The organism is Rhizobium sp. Root1220, assembly GCF_001426265.1.
GTDB lineage: Bacteria > Pseudomonadota > Alphaproteobacteria > Rhizobiales > Rhizobiaceae > Rhizobium.
This window is the reverse complement of sequence record NZ_LMDG01000037.1, coordinates 95,513-111,765: the sequence shown is the minus strand read 5'-3', so window position 1 is coordinate 111,765 and position 16,253 is coordinate 95,513. Positions and strand designations below refer to the sequence as shown.

The window sequence follows — 16,253 nt, the reverse complement described above, 5'->3', positions numbered from 1 at the left end:
CGGATCGGTGGATGAACGGAGATATAGGACGGCGCACCTTACTGCGAACTGTCCGCACGATGAAAAATTCGTAATGTGCGTAATACAGCCGGTAGTATCCACAAGGGAACGCAGGCGGACCGCTCCGCCCTCGACTATACCACCTGAAATAGGTAAGCGTTGGGTTCGCTACCTGATTGGGGAGAACCATGAGCCATGCAAACACGGCGGAGGATTTTGCGCCCGACACGGCCGCACTCGCCGCTGTTATCCTCGGTGTAACGGCTTTCGCGGTTGCCCAGGGACTAACCTACCCGTTGATTTCTCTGGTACTCGAGCATCGAGACGTTACTGCGAGCCTCATCGGGTTCAATGCCGGATGCTTTGCCGCAGGTTTGGCCGCCGCGACGTTCGCCATTGGCTGGCTCTCACGCAGGGTCCGCGGTGACCGGCTGATCGTCGCTGGCTTGATCGGCTGCGCGCTGAGCCTCGCCACGTTCGCCACATTCGACATTTTCTGGGTTTGGTGCGTCGCCCGCTTTTTCTTGGGCATCTTTGTCAGCGTAATCTTCATGCTAAGCGAAGCATGGCTCAATACCGCTTGCCCGGATCGGCTCCGCGGTCGGGTCTCCGGTCTCTACGGTGCAGGCATATGCAGTGGCTTTGCCGCTGGCCCGCTCGCGATCCCGATCTTCGGGACAGAGGAAGGCTTTGCCTTTGCTTTCCTGGCGATCTACGTCGCCTGCGTCGCGCTTTTGACCGTGATTCTCAGTCGAAGAGCACGAACACTGCCGCAGCAGGCTGTGTCAGGCGCGCTGTTCAAGTTCATCAAGAGCGCACCGGTCCTTACCTGCATGGTGGTCGCGTTTGCGTTTGCGGATATCGCCGCTGTCTCGGCCATGCCGGTCTATTTCATCCGACTCGGCTACTCCCAGGCGTTTGCGGCGATCAGCGTGACGATCCTTGCGCTGCCGACGGCTTTGGCTCAGCCGATCGTCGGATGGTTCCTTGACCATACGTCGCGGTCTGGCGTGTCGATCTGCTCGGGCCTTCTTGCAGGACTGAGCTTCATCGCAATCCCGTTCCTTGAATCTCAAGCGGCCATTCTCGTCGCGTTCGGCGTCCTGGGGGCAGCAAGCTTTTCGCTCTACACCTGCGCACTGACGATCCTTGGCGAACGCTATACTGGCGACATGCTGGTGGCCGGAAGCGCAGCATTTGCGCTCGCCTACGCGGCAGGAAGCGCAGCCGGGTCAACAGCAGTCGGCGCCGTCATGGATACCTACTCCCTGTCCGCCGGCCCGGTCATGGCCGGCAGCGTGGTGTTGGCGCTGACCACCGTTCTGATGGTCGTCTTTTCCCGGCAGCGGCGCCTCAGTGAATAAGACGCAGCGGCGCCATCACTTCTCGAGGATATCGCGCAACCGGGCCTGCTCGTCTGCTGTCAGCTTGGAGCCCGTCGGGCGTCCGGCTCGACGGCGTGCGAAGACGGCTAGCGAAATACCACCGGCAACGACCAGCAACAACGGCGCCCCCCATAGGAGGAGCGTCTTGGATTCCAGGCGCGGTTTCAGGAGAACGAACTCGCCGTAGCGCGAAACAATGTAGCCCACCACCTGCTCGTCGCTATCGCCATCGGTGATTCGCTCCCGCACAAGCAGACGCAGATCCTTGGCAAGATCCGCGTTGGAATCGTCGATGGATTGGTTCTGGCAAACCATGCACCGCAGTTCCGCCGAAATCGCCCGAGCACGCGCCTCCAGCTTCGGGTCCGCGAGGACCTCGTCCGGATTGACCGCAAAGCTCGGCGCAGCGGCAAGGAGGACCGCAATGACGATGAGGAGGCGTGCCATCATTCCGCCGGCTCCATGGTCGGAAGCGCGAGCTTGGCTTTCCGGCGCGGTGCCCCGACGCGCAGGCGGCGATCGCTGAGGGAAACGAAACCACCGAGCGCCATCATGACCGCTCCGCCCCATATGCACAGGATGAACGGCTTCCACCATATCCGCACGACGATGCCGCCGTCGTTGGTCGGGTCGCCGAGCGAGACGTAGAGTTGGCTCAGGCCGAAAGTCAGGATGCCGGCTTCGGTCGTCGGCATCTGGCGCGCCGTGTAGATCCGCTTGGAGGACCAGACCTCGGCAACTTCGACGCCGCCCCTGCCAATGCTGAAATGCGCGCGCTCCTCGCTGTAGTTAGGCCCCGTCGCCGGCTGGGTGCCGTCGAAACGCAAAGTATAGCCGCCAGCCTCGGTGGTCTGTCCCAGCTTCATTTCACTGACGTGTTCGGTTTCGAAGGTGGTGACCGCAACGATACCGAGCACAGCGACCCCAAGGCCCGCATGTGCCAAGGCCGTGCCGAAGGCCGAGCGCGGGAGGCCCACCAGGCGCCGCCACGCGACGTTGACGGCAACTTTGCCCACGCCCGCGCGATACCAGAGGTCGGCGATTGCGCCGAGCACGAGGAAAAGTCCGCCGGCAAGGCCGAATACAGCCAGCACCGGACCGCCATGCTCAACGTAGAAGAACACGATCGCCGCCACAAACGAAAGGCCGGCGACGAGATAGAGCCGCTGCAAAACGGCGAGCAGATCGCCGCGCTTCCAGGCAAGCAGCGGTCCGAAGGGAACAATTGCGAGCAATGGTGCCATCAGTAGCCCAAAGGTCATGTTGAAGAACGGCGGCCCGACAGAGATCTTGTCGCCGGTCAGGGTCTCCAGCAACAGAGGGTAGAGCGTACCGGTCAGCACCGTACCGCAGGCGACGGTCAGGATCAGATTGTTGAGCACGAGCGCGCCCTCGCGCGAAATCGGCGCGAACAAGCCCCCGGCGGTCAACCGCGGAGCACGGAATGCAAACAGAGACAGAGCACCCCCGATGAAAATCAGCAGAATGCAGAGGATGAAAACGCCGCGCGACGGATCGCTGGCGAACGCGTGAACGGAGGTCAGGACCCCGGAACGCACGAGGAATGTCCCCATCAATGACAGGGAGAATGTCAGGATCGCGAGCAGCACCGTCCAGATCTTCAGCGCCTCGCGCTTTTCCATGACCAACGCAGAGTGCAGCAGCGCGGTTCCCGCAAGCCAAGGCATGAATGAAGCGTTTTCGACTGGATCCCAGAACCACCAACCGCCCCATCCGAGTTCGTAATAGGCCCAATAGGAACCCATCGCGATGCCCAGCGTCAGGAACGTCCACGCAGCAAGAGCCCATGGGCGTACCCAGCGCGCCCAGGCGGCATCAATGCGCCCCTCGATCAGAGCGGCGACCGCGAATGAAAAGCAGATGGAGAACCCAACGTAGCCGAGGTAGAGCAGCGGCGGATGGATGGCGAGACCGATATCCTGCAGAACCGGATTGAGATCCTTGCCTTCCGCCGGCGCCGGGTCGAGGCGTGTAAACGGATTGGAAGTCAGGAGGATAAACAGCGTGAAGGCAATTGAAATACAGGCCTGCACCGAAAGGACGTTGGCTTTCAGCGCATCCGGCAAATTGCGGCCAAAAGCTGCAACCAAGGCACTGAACAGCGTCAGGATCAGCAGCCACAGCAGCATCGAGCCCTCGTGGTTGCCCCAGACACCAGAGTATTTGTAGAGCAACGGTACCAGCGAGTGCGAATTCTCCCAGACATTCTTAACCGAAAAGTCCGAGACGACATGGGCGTAGGTAAGGACGCCGAACGAGACGGCGACAAGCGCGAACATGAGCAGTGAGCCCACCGGCGCAACATCCATCATGGCCTGATCACGGCGTCGCGCGCCGATGAGAGGCACAAAGGACACGATGATCGCCGTCGCAAGCGCGAGAATGAGAGCATAGTGGCCGAGCTCGATGATCATTGTGCCGCCTCCCCTTCTTTCCACAAACCCTGCGCCTTCAGCCTGTCGGCAACTTCCTTGGGCATGTATTTCTCATCGTGCTTGGCAAGCACGGTGTCTGCGGTGAAGACATCGCTGCCAGCCTCGAAGCGTCCTTCCGTCACCACCCCCTGGCCCTCACGGAAGAGGTCCGGGAGAATGCCGGTATATCGGACCCTGACGAGACCCCCGGCCGCATCGGTCACCGCAAACTGCACCGTCGAGCCATTGCCTCGCACGACGCTCCCATCGCCGACGAGCCCGCCGAGCCGGATCCGCGTTCCTGGCGGCACGGGATTGTTGGCAAGATCGGCCGGCATGTAGAAATATGCAACCGACTGGCTAAACGCGAACATCACAAGCAGAACGGCGACGATGATGAAGCTCATCCCGCCACCGATCACTGCCAGGCGTTTCTGCTTGCGAGTCATTCGGGCAATCCTTCCGTCGCAATGCCAAGTTCCCGCGCCAGCGCCAGCAACTGCTTGCCTTGCTCCCCATCCGCCGGAAAGGCGGCGAGCCCGCGTTTCAAGGCGCTGGCCGCACGCCCCTTATCGTCCAACACCGCATAGGAACGAACGAGCCGCAGCCAGCCTTGGAGATCGTTCGGGTTCTCGGCCAGCTTGCCATCCAGGCTTTTCACCATGCCCTGGATCATCTGCTGTCTATCGTCGGAGTTCATTGCGTCTGCCGCCGCGACGTCGGCCTGCGTCGGATTTCCGGGCGCCTTGGCATCGACGGTATCGTTTGCCGGCGCACCGCCGTTCGCGGCTATGTGCTGGTTGACGAGAGGCATCCATGGCGCATCGGCGGGCGACTGCCTGGCGAGGGCTTCGAAGGCCCCACGCGCCTCGTCCGCCTTGCCCGCTTGCTCCAGGCCGAGAGCGATGTAGAATCGGGCACGCGGATTTTCGGGTTCCAGTTGCAGCGATTGATCGAGCACCTTGCGGGTATCCTCTGTCACCGTACCGTTCGAAACCGCCATCATGGTCTCGGCCAGGCCGTCAAGACGCGCCGGGCTCGGCCCAAGCAGACGGATGGCGTTGCGATAAGCGGTCTCCGCTTCGGTAACCCTCATGCTGCCAAGATATATCGGTCCTAGAACGTCCCATCCTTTGCCATCTTCGGGATTTTGCGCCAGATGCCGCTCGGCCTTGGCGATCAGCATCGCCATGTCATTGCCGGGGTTCTGTAGCCGCGCTTCCAGGGGCTGCGATGGCAGATCGGGTCTGCCCATGGCCGTGTACAGACAGAGTCCTATCATCGGCAGCAACAACAGGATAAAAGCTTCGGAAAAGCGATGGTGACGCGGTGCCGTGCCGCGCGGCGCGGTCTCCGGACCCGAAACCGCAATCAGCCGGCGGCCAATTTCGGCACGAGCATAATCAGCTTCGTCCGCCGATATCAGTCCTCCGGCGAGGTCCTTGTCGAGTTCGCCGAGCTGGTCTCGGTAGACCGCCATCTCGCCCGCACGCATATCCTCGCTCGCCCTCGCGCCGCGCAAGAGCGGGTAAAGCAGAACGGCGGCAACAACGGCCGTCAGAGTGGCCACTAAAATCCAGAATAACATAGGCGCCAAATACTCGAAGCGGGGCCGCATTCCAACAAGCAAAGCCGTGATGACGCTTATTTGAGGCGTTTGGCCGCAATAATCCCAAAGATCATCCACGACCGTTCCGGAATGCCCTAGCCGAGCGGCGACCAGCTACCATTGTCGTTGCGGCAGGCCGACCCGCGGGCGACCGTCTCACGGCCATCGACAGTCACACGATGAGTGTACTGGCGGCAATTCTGTGAACCAACCTGGTAGGGGGCTGCCGCGACCACTTTTCCGCTGACGTTTCGACCGCTCCAGACGACAGGTTGCCCGACTGCAGCTCCTTCGAGTGCGCGATATTCGGCTTCAAGCGCACGCTGCCGATCGCTGTCGCTAAGCGTCACACCACTGCGACCGACGATGCCGCCGTCCAGTGCTGCTATGAAAGCAGCGGATGCAGGTGGCTTTCGGGAGAAAAGGCCGCCGGAACCCTCGTTTTTCGCCGTCTGGCACCCGGACAGCGCCGCTACGAGAAGCAGGGAGGAAACGATCATGCCTTGCGAACGTAGCATCATTCAGCCGAACCAGAATCAGGTGTCAATACGCCGCCACGAGAACACCGCGCCGTGCCGGCATCAAGGCAAAGCATGCTATGCAGGCGCCTATCTCTTTGTGACATCAAGCAGTTCCTCACGCAACATCCTTTGTAATGCCGGGCAGAATAAGGCGAGCCTTCAACCCTCCCCATTCTCCACGGGACAGCTCGAGCCGACCTTGATATTCGTTGGAGATCTCGGTGACGATCGACAGGCCGAGGCCCGTGCCGGGCTTGCTTTCGTCCAGCCGTTTCCCGCGTTTCAGCGCTTCGCGAATCTGATCCGGCTCAAGCCCGGGACCATCGTCCTCAACGACGAGCTCGATCCAGTGGCGGCGGCCGCTGGTTTCCACACCTTTGATTTCGCCCGACGCCTCCGATACCGACAGACGGACCTTGGTCGCCGCAAAGCGCGCAGCATTCTCGAGAAGGTTCCCGACCACCTCTTCCATGTCCTGCTGCTCCATCGCAACCGCTATATGTGGTTGCGAGACGACAAGCTCGAATTCCTTGTCGACATTCAGGCGCCGCATCACGCGCACGAGTCGTTCCAGGGCGGGCTCGGCATCGGTGCGGGCAAGCACGGACTCGCGCTGCGCCGCGATCCGGGCACGGTTCAGGTAGGTTTGAACTTGCCCCTGCATCGCCTCTGCCTGGCTGCGCACCAGATCGCCATGAGAGCGCTCCAGGACACGCGCCTCATTGAGGAGCACGGCAATCGGTGTCTTCAGGGAGTGTGCAAGGTTGCCGACTTGCATACGGGCGCGCTCGACGATACGACGGTTGCTGTCGATGAGCGCGTTGACCTCATTGGCCAGCGGCAGGATTTCGCGCGGGAATTCGCCTTTCAACTGCTCGCTCTCGCCGGCGCGAATGCGCTCCAGCGCCGCGCGCGCCTTGTCGAGCGGCTTGAGGCCGTAGAGAATTGCCAAAGCATTGACGATCAGGCTGCCAACGCCGAAACCGGCGAGCGCGAGATAGAGGCTGTGGGAAAAATTGCGAACGTCGTCCTCGACGACGTCGACATTGCCGGTGACGCGAAAACGCGCGGCTCGACCATCGGTATCCAGAACGACCTCTGTTTCGGCAACCTGGATCCGGTTTCCCGAGGCGTCAGTCACCTGGTAATAGCGTTCGTAGTTCTTGTCGAACGGCGCCTCGAGCACGGAGGGAACGGGGATTGTCGCCGATCCTAGCGAGGGTGACACAAGCGGTGCCGCCGTATAGGTGCCGAGTGGTTCCACCACCCAGTACCAGCCGGTCTTCGGCTGGGCAAAACGCAGGTCGCCAAGCTGCGGGCTACCGTTCAGGGCTCCCTGGTCGCCGATCGTTACCGAATTGACGACGTTGTAAAGCTGTGCACGCAGCAGATCCTGAAATCCGCGTTCGGCGCTCTTGCGGTAGAGCGTCGATATCAGTAGACCGATAACGACAAGCGCCACTGTCGACCAGATCGTCGTCAGCAGCAGGACGCGTGCGGTAAGCGACTTAATTGGCATTTGTCGGCGCTTGGATGCGGTAACCCAGCCCGCGCACCGTCTCGATCAAATCAACGCCCATTTTCTTGCGCAGGCGACCCACAAAGACCTCGATCGTATTGGAATCGCGATCGAAATCCTGGTCGTACATGTGCTCCACCAGCTCGGTGCGAGATACCACCTCACCCATGTGATGCATCAGATAGGATAGCAGCCGGTATTCGTGGGAGGTTAGCTTCAGCGCAACGCCGTTGACGGTTGCCTTCGAGCTCTTCGTGTCGAGGCGAACCGGTCCGCACATGATCTCGGACGAGGAATGTCCGGCGGCTCGGCGGATCAGCGCACGAATGCGTGCCAGCACTTCCTCGACGTGGAAAGGCTTGGTGACATAGTCGTCGGCACCTGCATCGATGCCTGCAACCTTGTCGCTCCAGCGATCGCGGGCCGTCAGTATCAACACCGGCATGCCGCGACCGGCGCCGCGCCACTTCTCCAATACTGTCACGCCGTCCAGTTCCGGAAGGCCGATATCGAGGATGATGGCATCGTAGGGTTCGGTATCACCGAGAAAATGGCCTTCCTCACCGTCGAAAGCCTGATCAACGACGTAACCGGCCTCCTTCAGGGTGTCGCTTAGCTGCCGGTTCAGATTGACGTCGTCTTCGACTACCAGAATGCGCATCGGTCCGCTTTGCTCCGCTTGATCTCTTAGGCATCTAATAGGCCGATTCTGCCTACATCGGAACCTTGACGGTCAACTTGCGCGGCCGCTGACCGTTGCCCTGGACCAGAACGGTGATGATGCAGTTGTCGCCGATTGGCTGGACGGAAAGCAGTTGCCCACCCGTCTTCTCCACGACCTCCTGAGCCGCCTCGCTGCAATCGCCTGCAACGCGCACGATAAGATTGCGCGGATTGTCCGGTGAGGGCGACGACGCTACCAGCCCGAAGGCCAGTGCTGCGACGCTCAAGGGAGAGGCCATGTGCTACGCTTCCAATGTATTTCAAGTTGGTCCAACTATGTACTCAAGCGACCTGAATGGCAAATGAATGCACTGTAATGCCCGTGGTTTAGAACTGTTTTGAAGTCTTGCTCTCGGCAGTAAAAACGCGGCTTTGTGCGGCTGCGGAGGGCGCCGCATGCCGCACTTCGGCTCGCTTCTACGAGGCGGGTTTGATGGCCGATTTCGCCGTTAGGCGGCCATAGACAGCGAGCAAGCCGCCGAGCGTGCCGACGATATTGACGATCGCGTCCGCGATTTGGTTCTGGTCTGAAGCAGCAATGTCGATGCCGCGAATATGCAACAGCGAGGCTGCAACGGAAATTAGTGCGCCCCAGATCGTCTTCGAACTGTACCAGTACTTCAAGCTGAGCATCTTCGTTCTCCTTTTTGGTCAGGGTTGCAAGGCAAGGGTCGCCGTCAGTGGGATGCCGAGCGGCACGCGCTGCCCCAGTTGCCGGACGCGGATCGTCAGGCTGTCCTGCCTGCTTCCGAAATCCGCAAGTTCGTCCGCGACCGGATAGATCCACTCCGCCCGGTCGGTTTCGGCGGTCCTCAGCAAAGTGCCGCCATCCACTATCTCGACGCGATAGCGTTCGAACGGTTCATCAAGTGGAATATCGGCGGCAAGCCAGCTATCCGCGCCGTCACGCCCGCGGCGTATCCAGGAGATCACGGCCGCGCCGTCCCCATTGCGAGAACCTTTGGGGTGCACCGGAGAAAGGGGGGTTTCGGCGCGTATGCCGCCTGCGAACGTGTATGGCCCTGACTTGCCGACGGCCTTTGCTGTCTCCGCGATCCAGTTCAGCGTCAGCCCGATCTCGTCGCGGTCGAGCCCCAATGGTCTGACGGCCTCATCCAGCAGGACCACCGCTGAGCCGACCGGAGCGCCCGACTGCATCGCATCATCCGTCCCGCCCAGAGCGCGAAGAAAACCCTCTAAGCGCCAGCGCTTGCTCGCAATTTCCTCGGCTTTCCGAAATGTAGCGACTTCCCAGCTCCTGTTTGCACAGAGGACGGCCAGAAGGTTTGCGCCATTCAGGACGGCCATCGCGGTTGCCGACGACAGCCCGCCGTGGGCGAAGTCCAGCTCAAGCGGTCGGGACCAATCGAAGCGACCGCTGACGCCGGGAGCGAGTGCCGTCACAAGCTTACCGATCCGTGCAGGACGATCGAGCACTACCCGTCCCCTGTACCCCTCCTCGGTTGCCGATGACGAAAGCCCTATCGGCGTCCAGGGTCTTGCGAAGGCAGCGCCACGCGCAAAGCTTGCCGCCTCGCCGCCGTCTAGGCGGGGAAGATCAAGAAGGTGAACGACCGGGGAAAACAGGCTCGAAGGATCGCCGGTCTCATGCTTGCCGCCCAGCGTCTCCCGCGGACCGCCACCGGCGAACGGCGAGATTTCCCGCGCCTCGACCCAGCGCGCGTCCGCGTCCTCGATGCGTGAAACGAGGAAGCGCCCCGGCGGCCCGTCCACGAGCGTCACCACGTCGCCGGCCTGGATGCGCATCTCGTTCGGCGGAAGGGAGAAACGGACCGAACGACGGGCAAGGCGGTTGTCGCGCAACAGGGCCTCGGCGGCGGAGAGAGCGGTCTCCTCCGACATGACAGCCGGGAGATCCTGTTTGATCACCCGGTTTGTCGCCTGAGCCGCGCGATGGGAGCGCGCGCTTGCCTGCTCGTAGTCGAGCTGCGGGTTATAGAAAGTCAGCACGGCTTCGGCGGCGAAATCGCTGTCGTGACCCCGCGTTTCCTGCCATAGCGGCTCTTCTGCGCGATCAACGAGGACCTCCACTGACAAAGCCGGAAGACTGGCTTTCATGCGGGACCGAAAACGCAGGAGTCCGGCGTCTTCGAAGACGTCGATCAGGAATGCGTGCAACAGCGGTTCGATCAAACTCCGTGCCGCGATGATCTCACCCTGCACGTAGCCGGTCAGGTCGCCACTGACCTCGGAGACGTCGAAATCGACGAAACCGTGATCGCGAAGAATCGCTGCGAGAACCTCTGCAATTGTGCCGCCACCGAGCCTTCCATTCAACCAGTGTCCCGTGCGCCAACTGGGACCATCGCTCCAGACCGAGGTGGTGTCGGGAAAAGCCGGATAGGGTCGCGCGTCCCAGGACCATACGAAGAGACGGCCAGGATCGACCATGCCCGACAACACGGCCTGCCCGGACCAGTGATCGTGATGCGCCTCGAGAAAGCGGCGCTGCATGCTGTCGGAGCGCATGCGATTGGAAAAATGCGGTGCGGCGCTTTCCGCCGATTTCGGATCGTCGAAGACATTCGGCTGGTTGCCACCCTTGTCGATCGCGCCACAGCCCAGTTCCGTGAACCAGACGGGCTTTCCCCCAGGCACCCATGCCGTCGGCGTCGTGCTCTCGACGCCACCGATCCTTTCATGGTGCGGATTGGACCACCAGCCAGCGATGTCCTTGTATCGGAACACCCAGTGCTTGTGTAAGAGCCCATCTTCTATCGGACTTCGCTCCCGTGCACGGCGCGCGGCCTGGCTCGCGTAAAACCAATCGAATCCTTCGCCCGACGTCATGGCCGAAATCATCGCCCCTCGGTCATCCGCTGTCCGAAAGCCGTCTGGATTGCCGGTTGCCACATCCTCATCCCGCCAATCGCCGAGCGGCATGTAGTTGTCGATGCCGATCGCATCGATCGCCGGAGACGACCACAGCGGATCGAGGTTGAAATAGACGTCGCCGCTGCCGTCCTGCGGGTGATAGCCGAAATACTCGCTCCAATCGGCGGCATAGGTCAGCGTCGCCGCAGGCAGCACCTCCTTCACGTCCGCAGCCAGCGTCGCGAGCGCCTGCACGAAGGGAAACGCTCCGGTCTCGTCGCGCACCTGCGTAAGGCCGCGCAGCTCCGAGCCGAGGATGAAGCCATCGACACCGCCCGATGCCTTCGCCAGATGCGCGTAGTGGAGGACGAACCGCCGATAGCTTCGTTCGTTGCCACCATAGATGACCCGCTGGCCGGAGATCGAAAAATCGCCCGGTCGCGCGGCACCCGCAAAGACCCGCACCTGGGATCCCGCCCGATCGGTGCGGTCGGCGGAATCCGGCTGGCCAATCGCCGGGTAGCAGGTGATACGGCCGCGCCAGGGATAGGCGGCCTGGGCCGGACCGCCGTACGGATCAGGCAAGTCGTTGCCGGTGGGGATATCCATCATCAGGAACGGGTAGAGGTAGACCTTCAGGCCCCGTGCCTTCAAATCGGCGATCGCGGAAACCACGCTCGCATCGTCCGGCGTTCCGCCATAGGCCGGACCGCCGTTGTTGCTGCTGACGAGATAGGCGGTCGAGCGGGTGTAGCCTGAGACCGACCAGAGGCTGCTTTCCTTGCGAACCGATACCTCGACACCCGGTGCGAGCCGACATTCCCCGGCGCGCAGATCGCTGCCGAACCAGGAAACCACCAGGGCGACACTTTCGAGATTCGGGCAGAGAGCGGTCAGTTCGTCGATGGAAACATCCCAATCGGTCAGTCCCTGCAGACTGTTGCGATTGACGAGGCGCGCGCTGCCGGGCCCGGTTTCTTCCGAAACAGCAACCGTGCTGTAGCCGTGTTCGGTTGCACCCGGAATGATGCAGACCGCCTTGATCTTCTGCTCCAGCGCACCGATCGGCCGGACAACCTCGAACTGCATCAGCGGAATGCGGTTGCCGTAGGCATCGAGCGGCAAACGGTCGAACACCACATAGGCAACCCCGCGATAGGCAGGCGCCATCCCCGGCCCCTGCTTCGCCTCGATAAGCGGATCGGGCTGCTGCTCGCCGTCGCCGGGATAGAAACGCATTTCGATCCGGCTCAGATCGAGTTCCTTGCCATCCGCCCAGACGCGCCGAACGTGTGCAACCGGCCCCTCGCAGAGCCCGATGGCGAGATTGGCGAAGTAGCGGAACGTTTCCACGCGCTGTCCGCTCGAGGACTTGCCGCCCGTCCTCTCGCGCGTGACCTGCTCCTCGAATCGCGTGGCCCAGATCATCGTGCCGCCGATACGAACCGTGCCGTAGACACGGTTGATGGCAGTACCTTCGTCAGCGCCCGGAATTCGCGCCGTTGACAGCCGCGCGCCGTGAACGGTCCTCCCCCCTCCGATCAGCGCATGATCGATGACACTGCCGGCCAGAGCGCCGGCTGCCCGCCCGATGATCGCGCCGACCGGCCCGAACACGCTGCCGAGCGCGGCGCCCGCAGCCTGGAAAAGAAGAGTTGCCATCTATTTCTCCGGAAAGCGAAACACTGCGGCGATCCGCCGGCGCCAGCTGGGCACCAGCGGCGAGCGAATGACTGCCGCCTGTTCGTAGGCATGGATGAACTCTCGCTCGCCGACGAAAATGCCGGCGTGTTTTGCCGCGACTTCCGGCCGCCAGCGAAAGAGCAGCAGATCGCCCGGTCGTCTTTCCGCCAACGGCAAGGATGCCCCGAAATGCCTGCGGGCCGCGTTCATCAGCCGGTCTTCGCCGCTGCGTTCCGCCCAGTCCGGGGCGTAGGGCGGCGGCAGCTCGGGCTCAGCGCCATAGAGTTCCCGCCAAACGCCCCGGACCAAACCCAGGCAGTCGCAACCAACGCCCTTCAGAGACGCCTGATGCCGATAGGGTGTGCCAATCCAGCTCTCGGCAATCGCCAGGACATGTCGTTCCATCGTTGTCATTTGAACAGCGCGCTCCCGTCGTGAACGGTCTCGCCGTCCGCATAGGTGTAGGCGAAGTCGGCGCCCGGCATGTGCGGGAAGCCGCGGAAATTCAGATGGTTGGCGAACTTCTGTCGGCAGCTTGCGAAGGACTTGTCGCAACCGGCTGTCAACATGACGCGATCGCCCAGCAGCGGCGGCGTCGCAAGCGGCAGCCACAGGACGATCTCCATGCCATTTCCAGTCGGCGAATGAGCCTCGATATCGACCTGTGCGCCGGCGTTCCCGCCGTCAAGGAGCGTCATCTCCCCGAAGCGAAAGAAGCCATCGGCGAAATCACCGATACCCGAAACCACCAGTCGGCTCGCGTCGAGCACCGATACCACCGCGCCTTCCGCACGAAACTGCGGACGCGCCACGTCGAATCCGCATCGCGCGTCACCGAGTCTGGCATCGCAGCGACGTCCATAGACACGCCCCTGTGGTTGGCTCAACCGATGAGCAAAGCTGCGGAGTTCGGCCCGGAACTGGCCGGCATCGCGTGTCACCTCGCCGATCTCCTGAACCTTGAGCAGCATGTGCTGATCCGGCATCGACCAATTGACGAGAAACACCTCGACCCGCGCGCCATCGAAGCAGCCTCGTTCAAGGTCCGCGTCGGTGATGGCGGTGCTGGAGAAGCCGCCCGCGACCTCGCTGGTGGTGGCCGGCAAACCTGCCTCCTCGTCCGTTGCGCTTGCGGAAAACCCACTCGCCGCAAAGAACGTGGTCCCGTCGAAGGCGAGATCGTGGTCGTGCTCGCTGAACCCCAGCACAATGCCATCGCTGCGCCTTACCCGCCAGGCGTGGCACAGTGTGGTGGCCTCGCCGTCGAGGTGTGCCTTCATCCCCGGATCGATCGTCCTCATGGCATGATCTCCGTCAACGGGATGGTCGGGATTCGTCCGGCGTTGAAAGCCGACAGGTTGAAGTCGATGCGACCGGTGGCAAAGCGAACGGGTACATCGAATTCGAAGCCGGCCGAGACCAATGCGCCCGTTGCCGGAATGTTGCCGGGCAGGAATGTCACGATGCCCGCCACCGGATCGCAGACGAATGCCGACGGCGCCTGCGACAGCCCGTCCACAGCCACGACCACCGAACCCGCCACAGGCTTGCTGATCGGCCTTGTGCTGCTTGCCGCGGCATCGCCATAGGTCTTCACCAGCTGGAAGGTTGCCCTTTCTCCATCGCCCGTACCGATCACCTGATCGCCTTCGGCAACCGGTCGGTCCGGACCGCTCGATTTCCAATCCACCGGATCGCGAAACCGAAAGCCGTGGAGCTCCCCTCTGCGCGCCTCGAAGAACGCCAGAATATCGTAGAGATCGGCAATCGACCGCAGGCCCGAGCCAGCGTCGTAGCTGCGGCGCGCGTTCCGCCACCGGCTGTTGCGGCTCTCGCGCCCGTTTGAAAGGTTGACGATATCCGTTCGCCGCTCCGGGCCGCCGCTCGTCGATAGCGAAAGGCGCAGCGGAAACCGCACCTCGTGAAAGCCGCCTGTCATGGTCGCCTCAAAGGTTGCGCTGGCCGCGCGCAGCCGTGCGCGCCAGCATGGAAGAAATCTGCGCCTCGCTCCTTAGAAAGCTCTGGGCGTCGGTCGCGCTCACATTGAAGATGATCTGTGGGCGGGCGCCCGCACCGGATGCTGCGACACCCAGCGCGCCGTCTGCCCCACGCCGCAAAGGCAGGATGGCCTCGCTGCCAGCCTCTCCCATCAGACCCATGTTTCCACCCATCGGGAAATAGGTTGGCTGCGAAACGATCCCTCCATCGGCGAAGGGCAAGAGCTTTCCGAAGCCACCGAGAAGATTGGACGCCGCGCCGGATAGCATCGTCTCAAGCGGCTTCAATCCGGCCGAAAGCGCAATGTTCGCCAGCCGGTTTCCGAGGCTGCGCAACACGTCGTCCAGTCCCTTGCCGCCGTCGGCGGCACTTCTGAGAGCGCCCGAAAGGGCCGAGCCGAACGACCGCGAGCGGCCCTCGAGATCGTCCAGCGCACGCTGCAGCGTCTCGGTCTGCCCAGCCATCGCTGAGAGGTCGGTTTCGTCGTCGTCCATTGTCTCTCCTTCATTCATGCCTTCGCGCTTGCATCGGGAAATTGCGCCATCAGGTCGCCCAGCTCGGCCCGCGTGACGGCAATGGGATCGCGCGGAACCAGCCCGCCGGACGCGGCGTGAAACTCAACAGGCGTCATCGCCCACAGGGTCGAGGGAGGAAGCCGCAGCAGGCAGAGACCGATGTGAAGTACGCGCGCCCAGGGGAATGGCGGCGCTCTGCTATCCGGCTCGATGCCTGCTGCGGCTAAAGGGGGCGGGCGGAGTTCTCGCTACCCGCCCCGATGAAAGTCGCGGTCAGGAGGTCGCCGACTATCGCTGCGAAACCGGCAACGCCGCCTTCAACGTTTGCCTCGGCCACCTCGTGATCGGTATAGAGATTGCCGCCGCCGCGCAGGCCGGCTCCTACGATGCGGATGATGTCCGCGGCCCTCAGCCGGCCCTGCGCAAAACGCTCCGCCAGGCCGGCCAGGTTGTCGGCGGAGAAGGCCGTTTCGAGTTCGGCCAGAGCACCAAGCGTCAAGCAGAGAATGCGCCTCTCACCATCGATCACCGCCTCGATCTCGCCGCGATGGCGGTTCGCCCTGGCGCCCGCGCACCGCATCAGAACGCCTCGAAAACAATTGCGCCGGCCGATTCCAACGCGAGTTCGAACATCACCTCGCCGTTGTACTGGCCAGAATATTCCAGAGCGCTCGCCTGGAACGGCCCCGTCACTGTCCCGAAACCCGGAACGACAATCTGCCAGCCGAGGATCGCAGCGTTGAAGAATGCGCCACGCACCAGCGCGTCGGAAGCGGCATCCTTGAAGATACCAGCGCCAGAGACCGACGCGCGCTGCACGCCCGCGCCGCCCAGAAGCTCACGCCAGCGGCCTGCGCTTTCAGCATCCGTCGCATCGACCGTTTCGGCGTTGAAAGCGAGCCGCTTCGAGCGCAAGCCCGCCACCGCTTCGTAGGATGTGCCGTTGAATATCTTGAGGAGCAGGTCCTTGCCCTTTTGCGCCACCATCGCTTGATCCCTTCAAAGAAACAGCGCCCAAAAGCGCCCGCCA

The 16,253-nt window shown here is 62.4% G+C and carries 18 protein-coding genes; 1 reads left to right on the top strand and 17 read right to left on the bottom strand.

Features of this window, described 5'->3' with window-relative positions; genetic code table 11:
- The first annotated feature begins 188 nt into the window (after positions 1-188).
- Entirely contained in the window at positions 189-1,364 is a 1,176-nt protein-coding gene (locus ASC90_RS26810; RefSeq protein WP_056547589.1) for an MFS transporter, read from the top strand.
- Positions 1,365-1,379: 15 nt separating this feature from the next.
- On the opposite strand, the gene ASC90_RS26805 is transcribed toward ASC90_RS26810, so the two are convergent.
- From ASC90_RS26805 to ASC90_RS26730, 17 genes are all read right to left on the bottom strand, one after another.
- Positions 1,380-1,835, bottom strand: a complete 456-nt coding sequence (locus tag ASC90_RS26805) for a cytochrome c-type biogenesis protein (RefSeq protein WP_056547587.1) — start codon at positions 1,833-1,835, stop codon at positions 1,380-1,382.
- A complete protein-coding gene (locus ASC90_RS26800; RefSeq protein ID WP_056547584.1) occupies positions 1,832-3,820 on the bottom strand; it encodes a heme lyase CcmF/NrfE family subunit in 1,989 nt (662 codons plus the stop codon). Before ASC90_RS26800 ends, ASC90_RS26805 begins: the two co-directional genes overlap by 4 nt.
- On the bottom strand, positions 3,817-4,269 hold the full coding sequence (gene ccmE, locus ASC90_RS26795; RefSeq protein ID WP_056547581.1) for a cytochrome c maturation protein CcmE: 453 nt from the start codon (positions 4,267-4,269) through the stop codon (positions 3,817-3,819). Before ccmE ends, ASC90_RS26800 begins: the two co-directional genes overlap by 4 nt.
- Entirely contained in the window at positions 4,266-5,438 is a 1,173-nt protein-coding gene (gene ccmI, locus ASC90_RS26790; RefSeq protein WP_200950956.1) for a c-type cytochrome biogenesis protein CcmI, read from the bottom strand. The genes ccmE and ccmI overlap by 4 nt, the downstream gene beginning before the upstream one ends.
- Positions 5,439-5,524: 86 nt before the next feature.
- Entirely contained in the window at positions 5,525-5,950 is a 426-nt protein-coding gene (locus ASC90_RS26785) for a hypothetical protein (protein WP_056547574.1), read from the bottom strand.
- 115 nt (positions 5,951-6,065) lie between these two features.
- Positions 6,066-7,469 (bottom strand): HAMP domain-containing sensor histidine kinase, encoded by a 1,404-nt coding sequence (locus tag ASC90_RS26780; protein WP_056547572.1) that lies wholly within the window; start codon positions 7,467-7,469, stop codon positions 6,066-6,068.
- The gene (locus ASC90_RS26775; RefSeq protein WP_056547569.1) at positions 7,459-8,130 is read right to left on the bottom strand and encodes a response regulator transcription factor; all 672 of its coding nucleotides are present in this window, start codon (positions 8,128-8,130) and stop codon (positions 7,459-7,461) included. Before ASC90_RS26775 ends, ASC90_RS26780 begins: the two co-directional genes overlap by 11 nt.
- 52 nt (positions 8,131-8,182) lie before the next feature.
- On the bottom strand, positions 8,183-8,431 hold the full coding sequence (locus ASC90_RS26770; protein WP_056547567.1) for a hypothetical protein: 249 nt from the start codon (positions 8,429-8,431) through the stop codon (positions 8,183-8,185).
- 178 nt (positions 8,432-8,609) lie between these two features.
- Positions 8,610-8,825, bottom strand: coding sequence for a hypothetical protein (locus ASC90_RS26765; RefSeq protein WP_056547565.1), 216 nt, complete (start codon positions 8,823-8,825; stop codon positions 8,610-8,612).
- Between the two features lie 18 nt (positions 8,826-8,843).
- The gene (locus tag ASC90_RS26760; RefSeq protein ID WP_056547563.1) at positions 8,844-12,689 is read right to left on the bottom strand and encodes a glycoside hydrolase/phage tail family protein; all 3,846 of its coding nucleotides are present in this window, start codon (positions 12,687-12,689) and stop codon (positions 8,844-8,846) included.
- Positions 12,690-13,124 (bottom strand): NlpC/P60 family protein, encoded by a 435-nt coding sequence (locus tag ASC90_RS26755; protein WP_056547560.1) that lies wholly within the window; start codon positions 13,122-13,124, stop codon positions 12,690-12,692.
- Positions 13,121-14,011 (bottom strand): DUF2163 domain-containing protein, encoded by an 891-nt coding sequence (locus ASC90_RS26750; RefSeq protein ID WP_056547557.1) that lies wholly within the window; start codon positions 14,009-14,011, stop codon positions 13,121-13,123. Before ASC90_RS26750 ends, ASC90_RS26755 begins: the two co-directional genes overlap by 4 nt.
- On the bottom strand, positions 14,008-14,649 hold the full coding sequence (locus ASC90_RS26745) for a DUF2460 domain-containing protein (RefSeq protein WP_056547554.1): 642 nt from the start codon (positions 14,647-14,649) through the stop codon (positions 14,008-14,010). Before ASC90_RS26745 ends, ASC90_RS26750 begins: the two co-directional genes overlap by 4 nt.
- A 7-nt stretch (positions 14,650-14,656) precedes the next feature.
- Complete coding sequence (locus tag ASC90_RS26740; protein WP_056548001.1) at positions 14,657-15,172, bottom strand: phage tail tape measure protein; 516 nt, start codon at positions 15,170-15,172, stop codon at positions 14,657-14,659.
- 44 nt (positions 15,173-15,216) lie between these two features.
- On the bottom strand, positions 15,217-15,435 hold the full coding sequence (locus ASC90_RS28565; RefSeq protein ID WP_082520060.1) for a rcc01693 family protein: 219 nt from the start codon (positions 15,433-15,435) through the stop codon (positions 15,217-15,219).
- Between the two features lie 11 nt (positions 15,436-15,446).
- On the bottom strand, positions 15,447-15,803 hold the full coding sequence (locus ASC90_RS26735) for a gene transfer agent family protein (RefSeq protein WP_056547551.1): 357 nt from the start codon (positions 15,801-15,803) through the stop codon (positions 15,447-15,449).
- Complete coding sequence (locus tag ASC90_RS26730; protein WP_056547549.1) at positions 15,803-16,210, bottom strand: phage major tail protein, TP901-1 family; 408 nt, start codon at positions 16,208-16,210, stop codon at positions 15,803-15,805. The genes ASC90_RS26735 and ASC90_RS26730 overlap by 1 nt, the downstream gene beginning before the upstream one ends.
- Between the last annotated feature and the right edge of the window lie 43 nt (positions 16,211-16,253).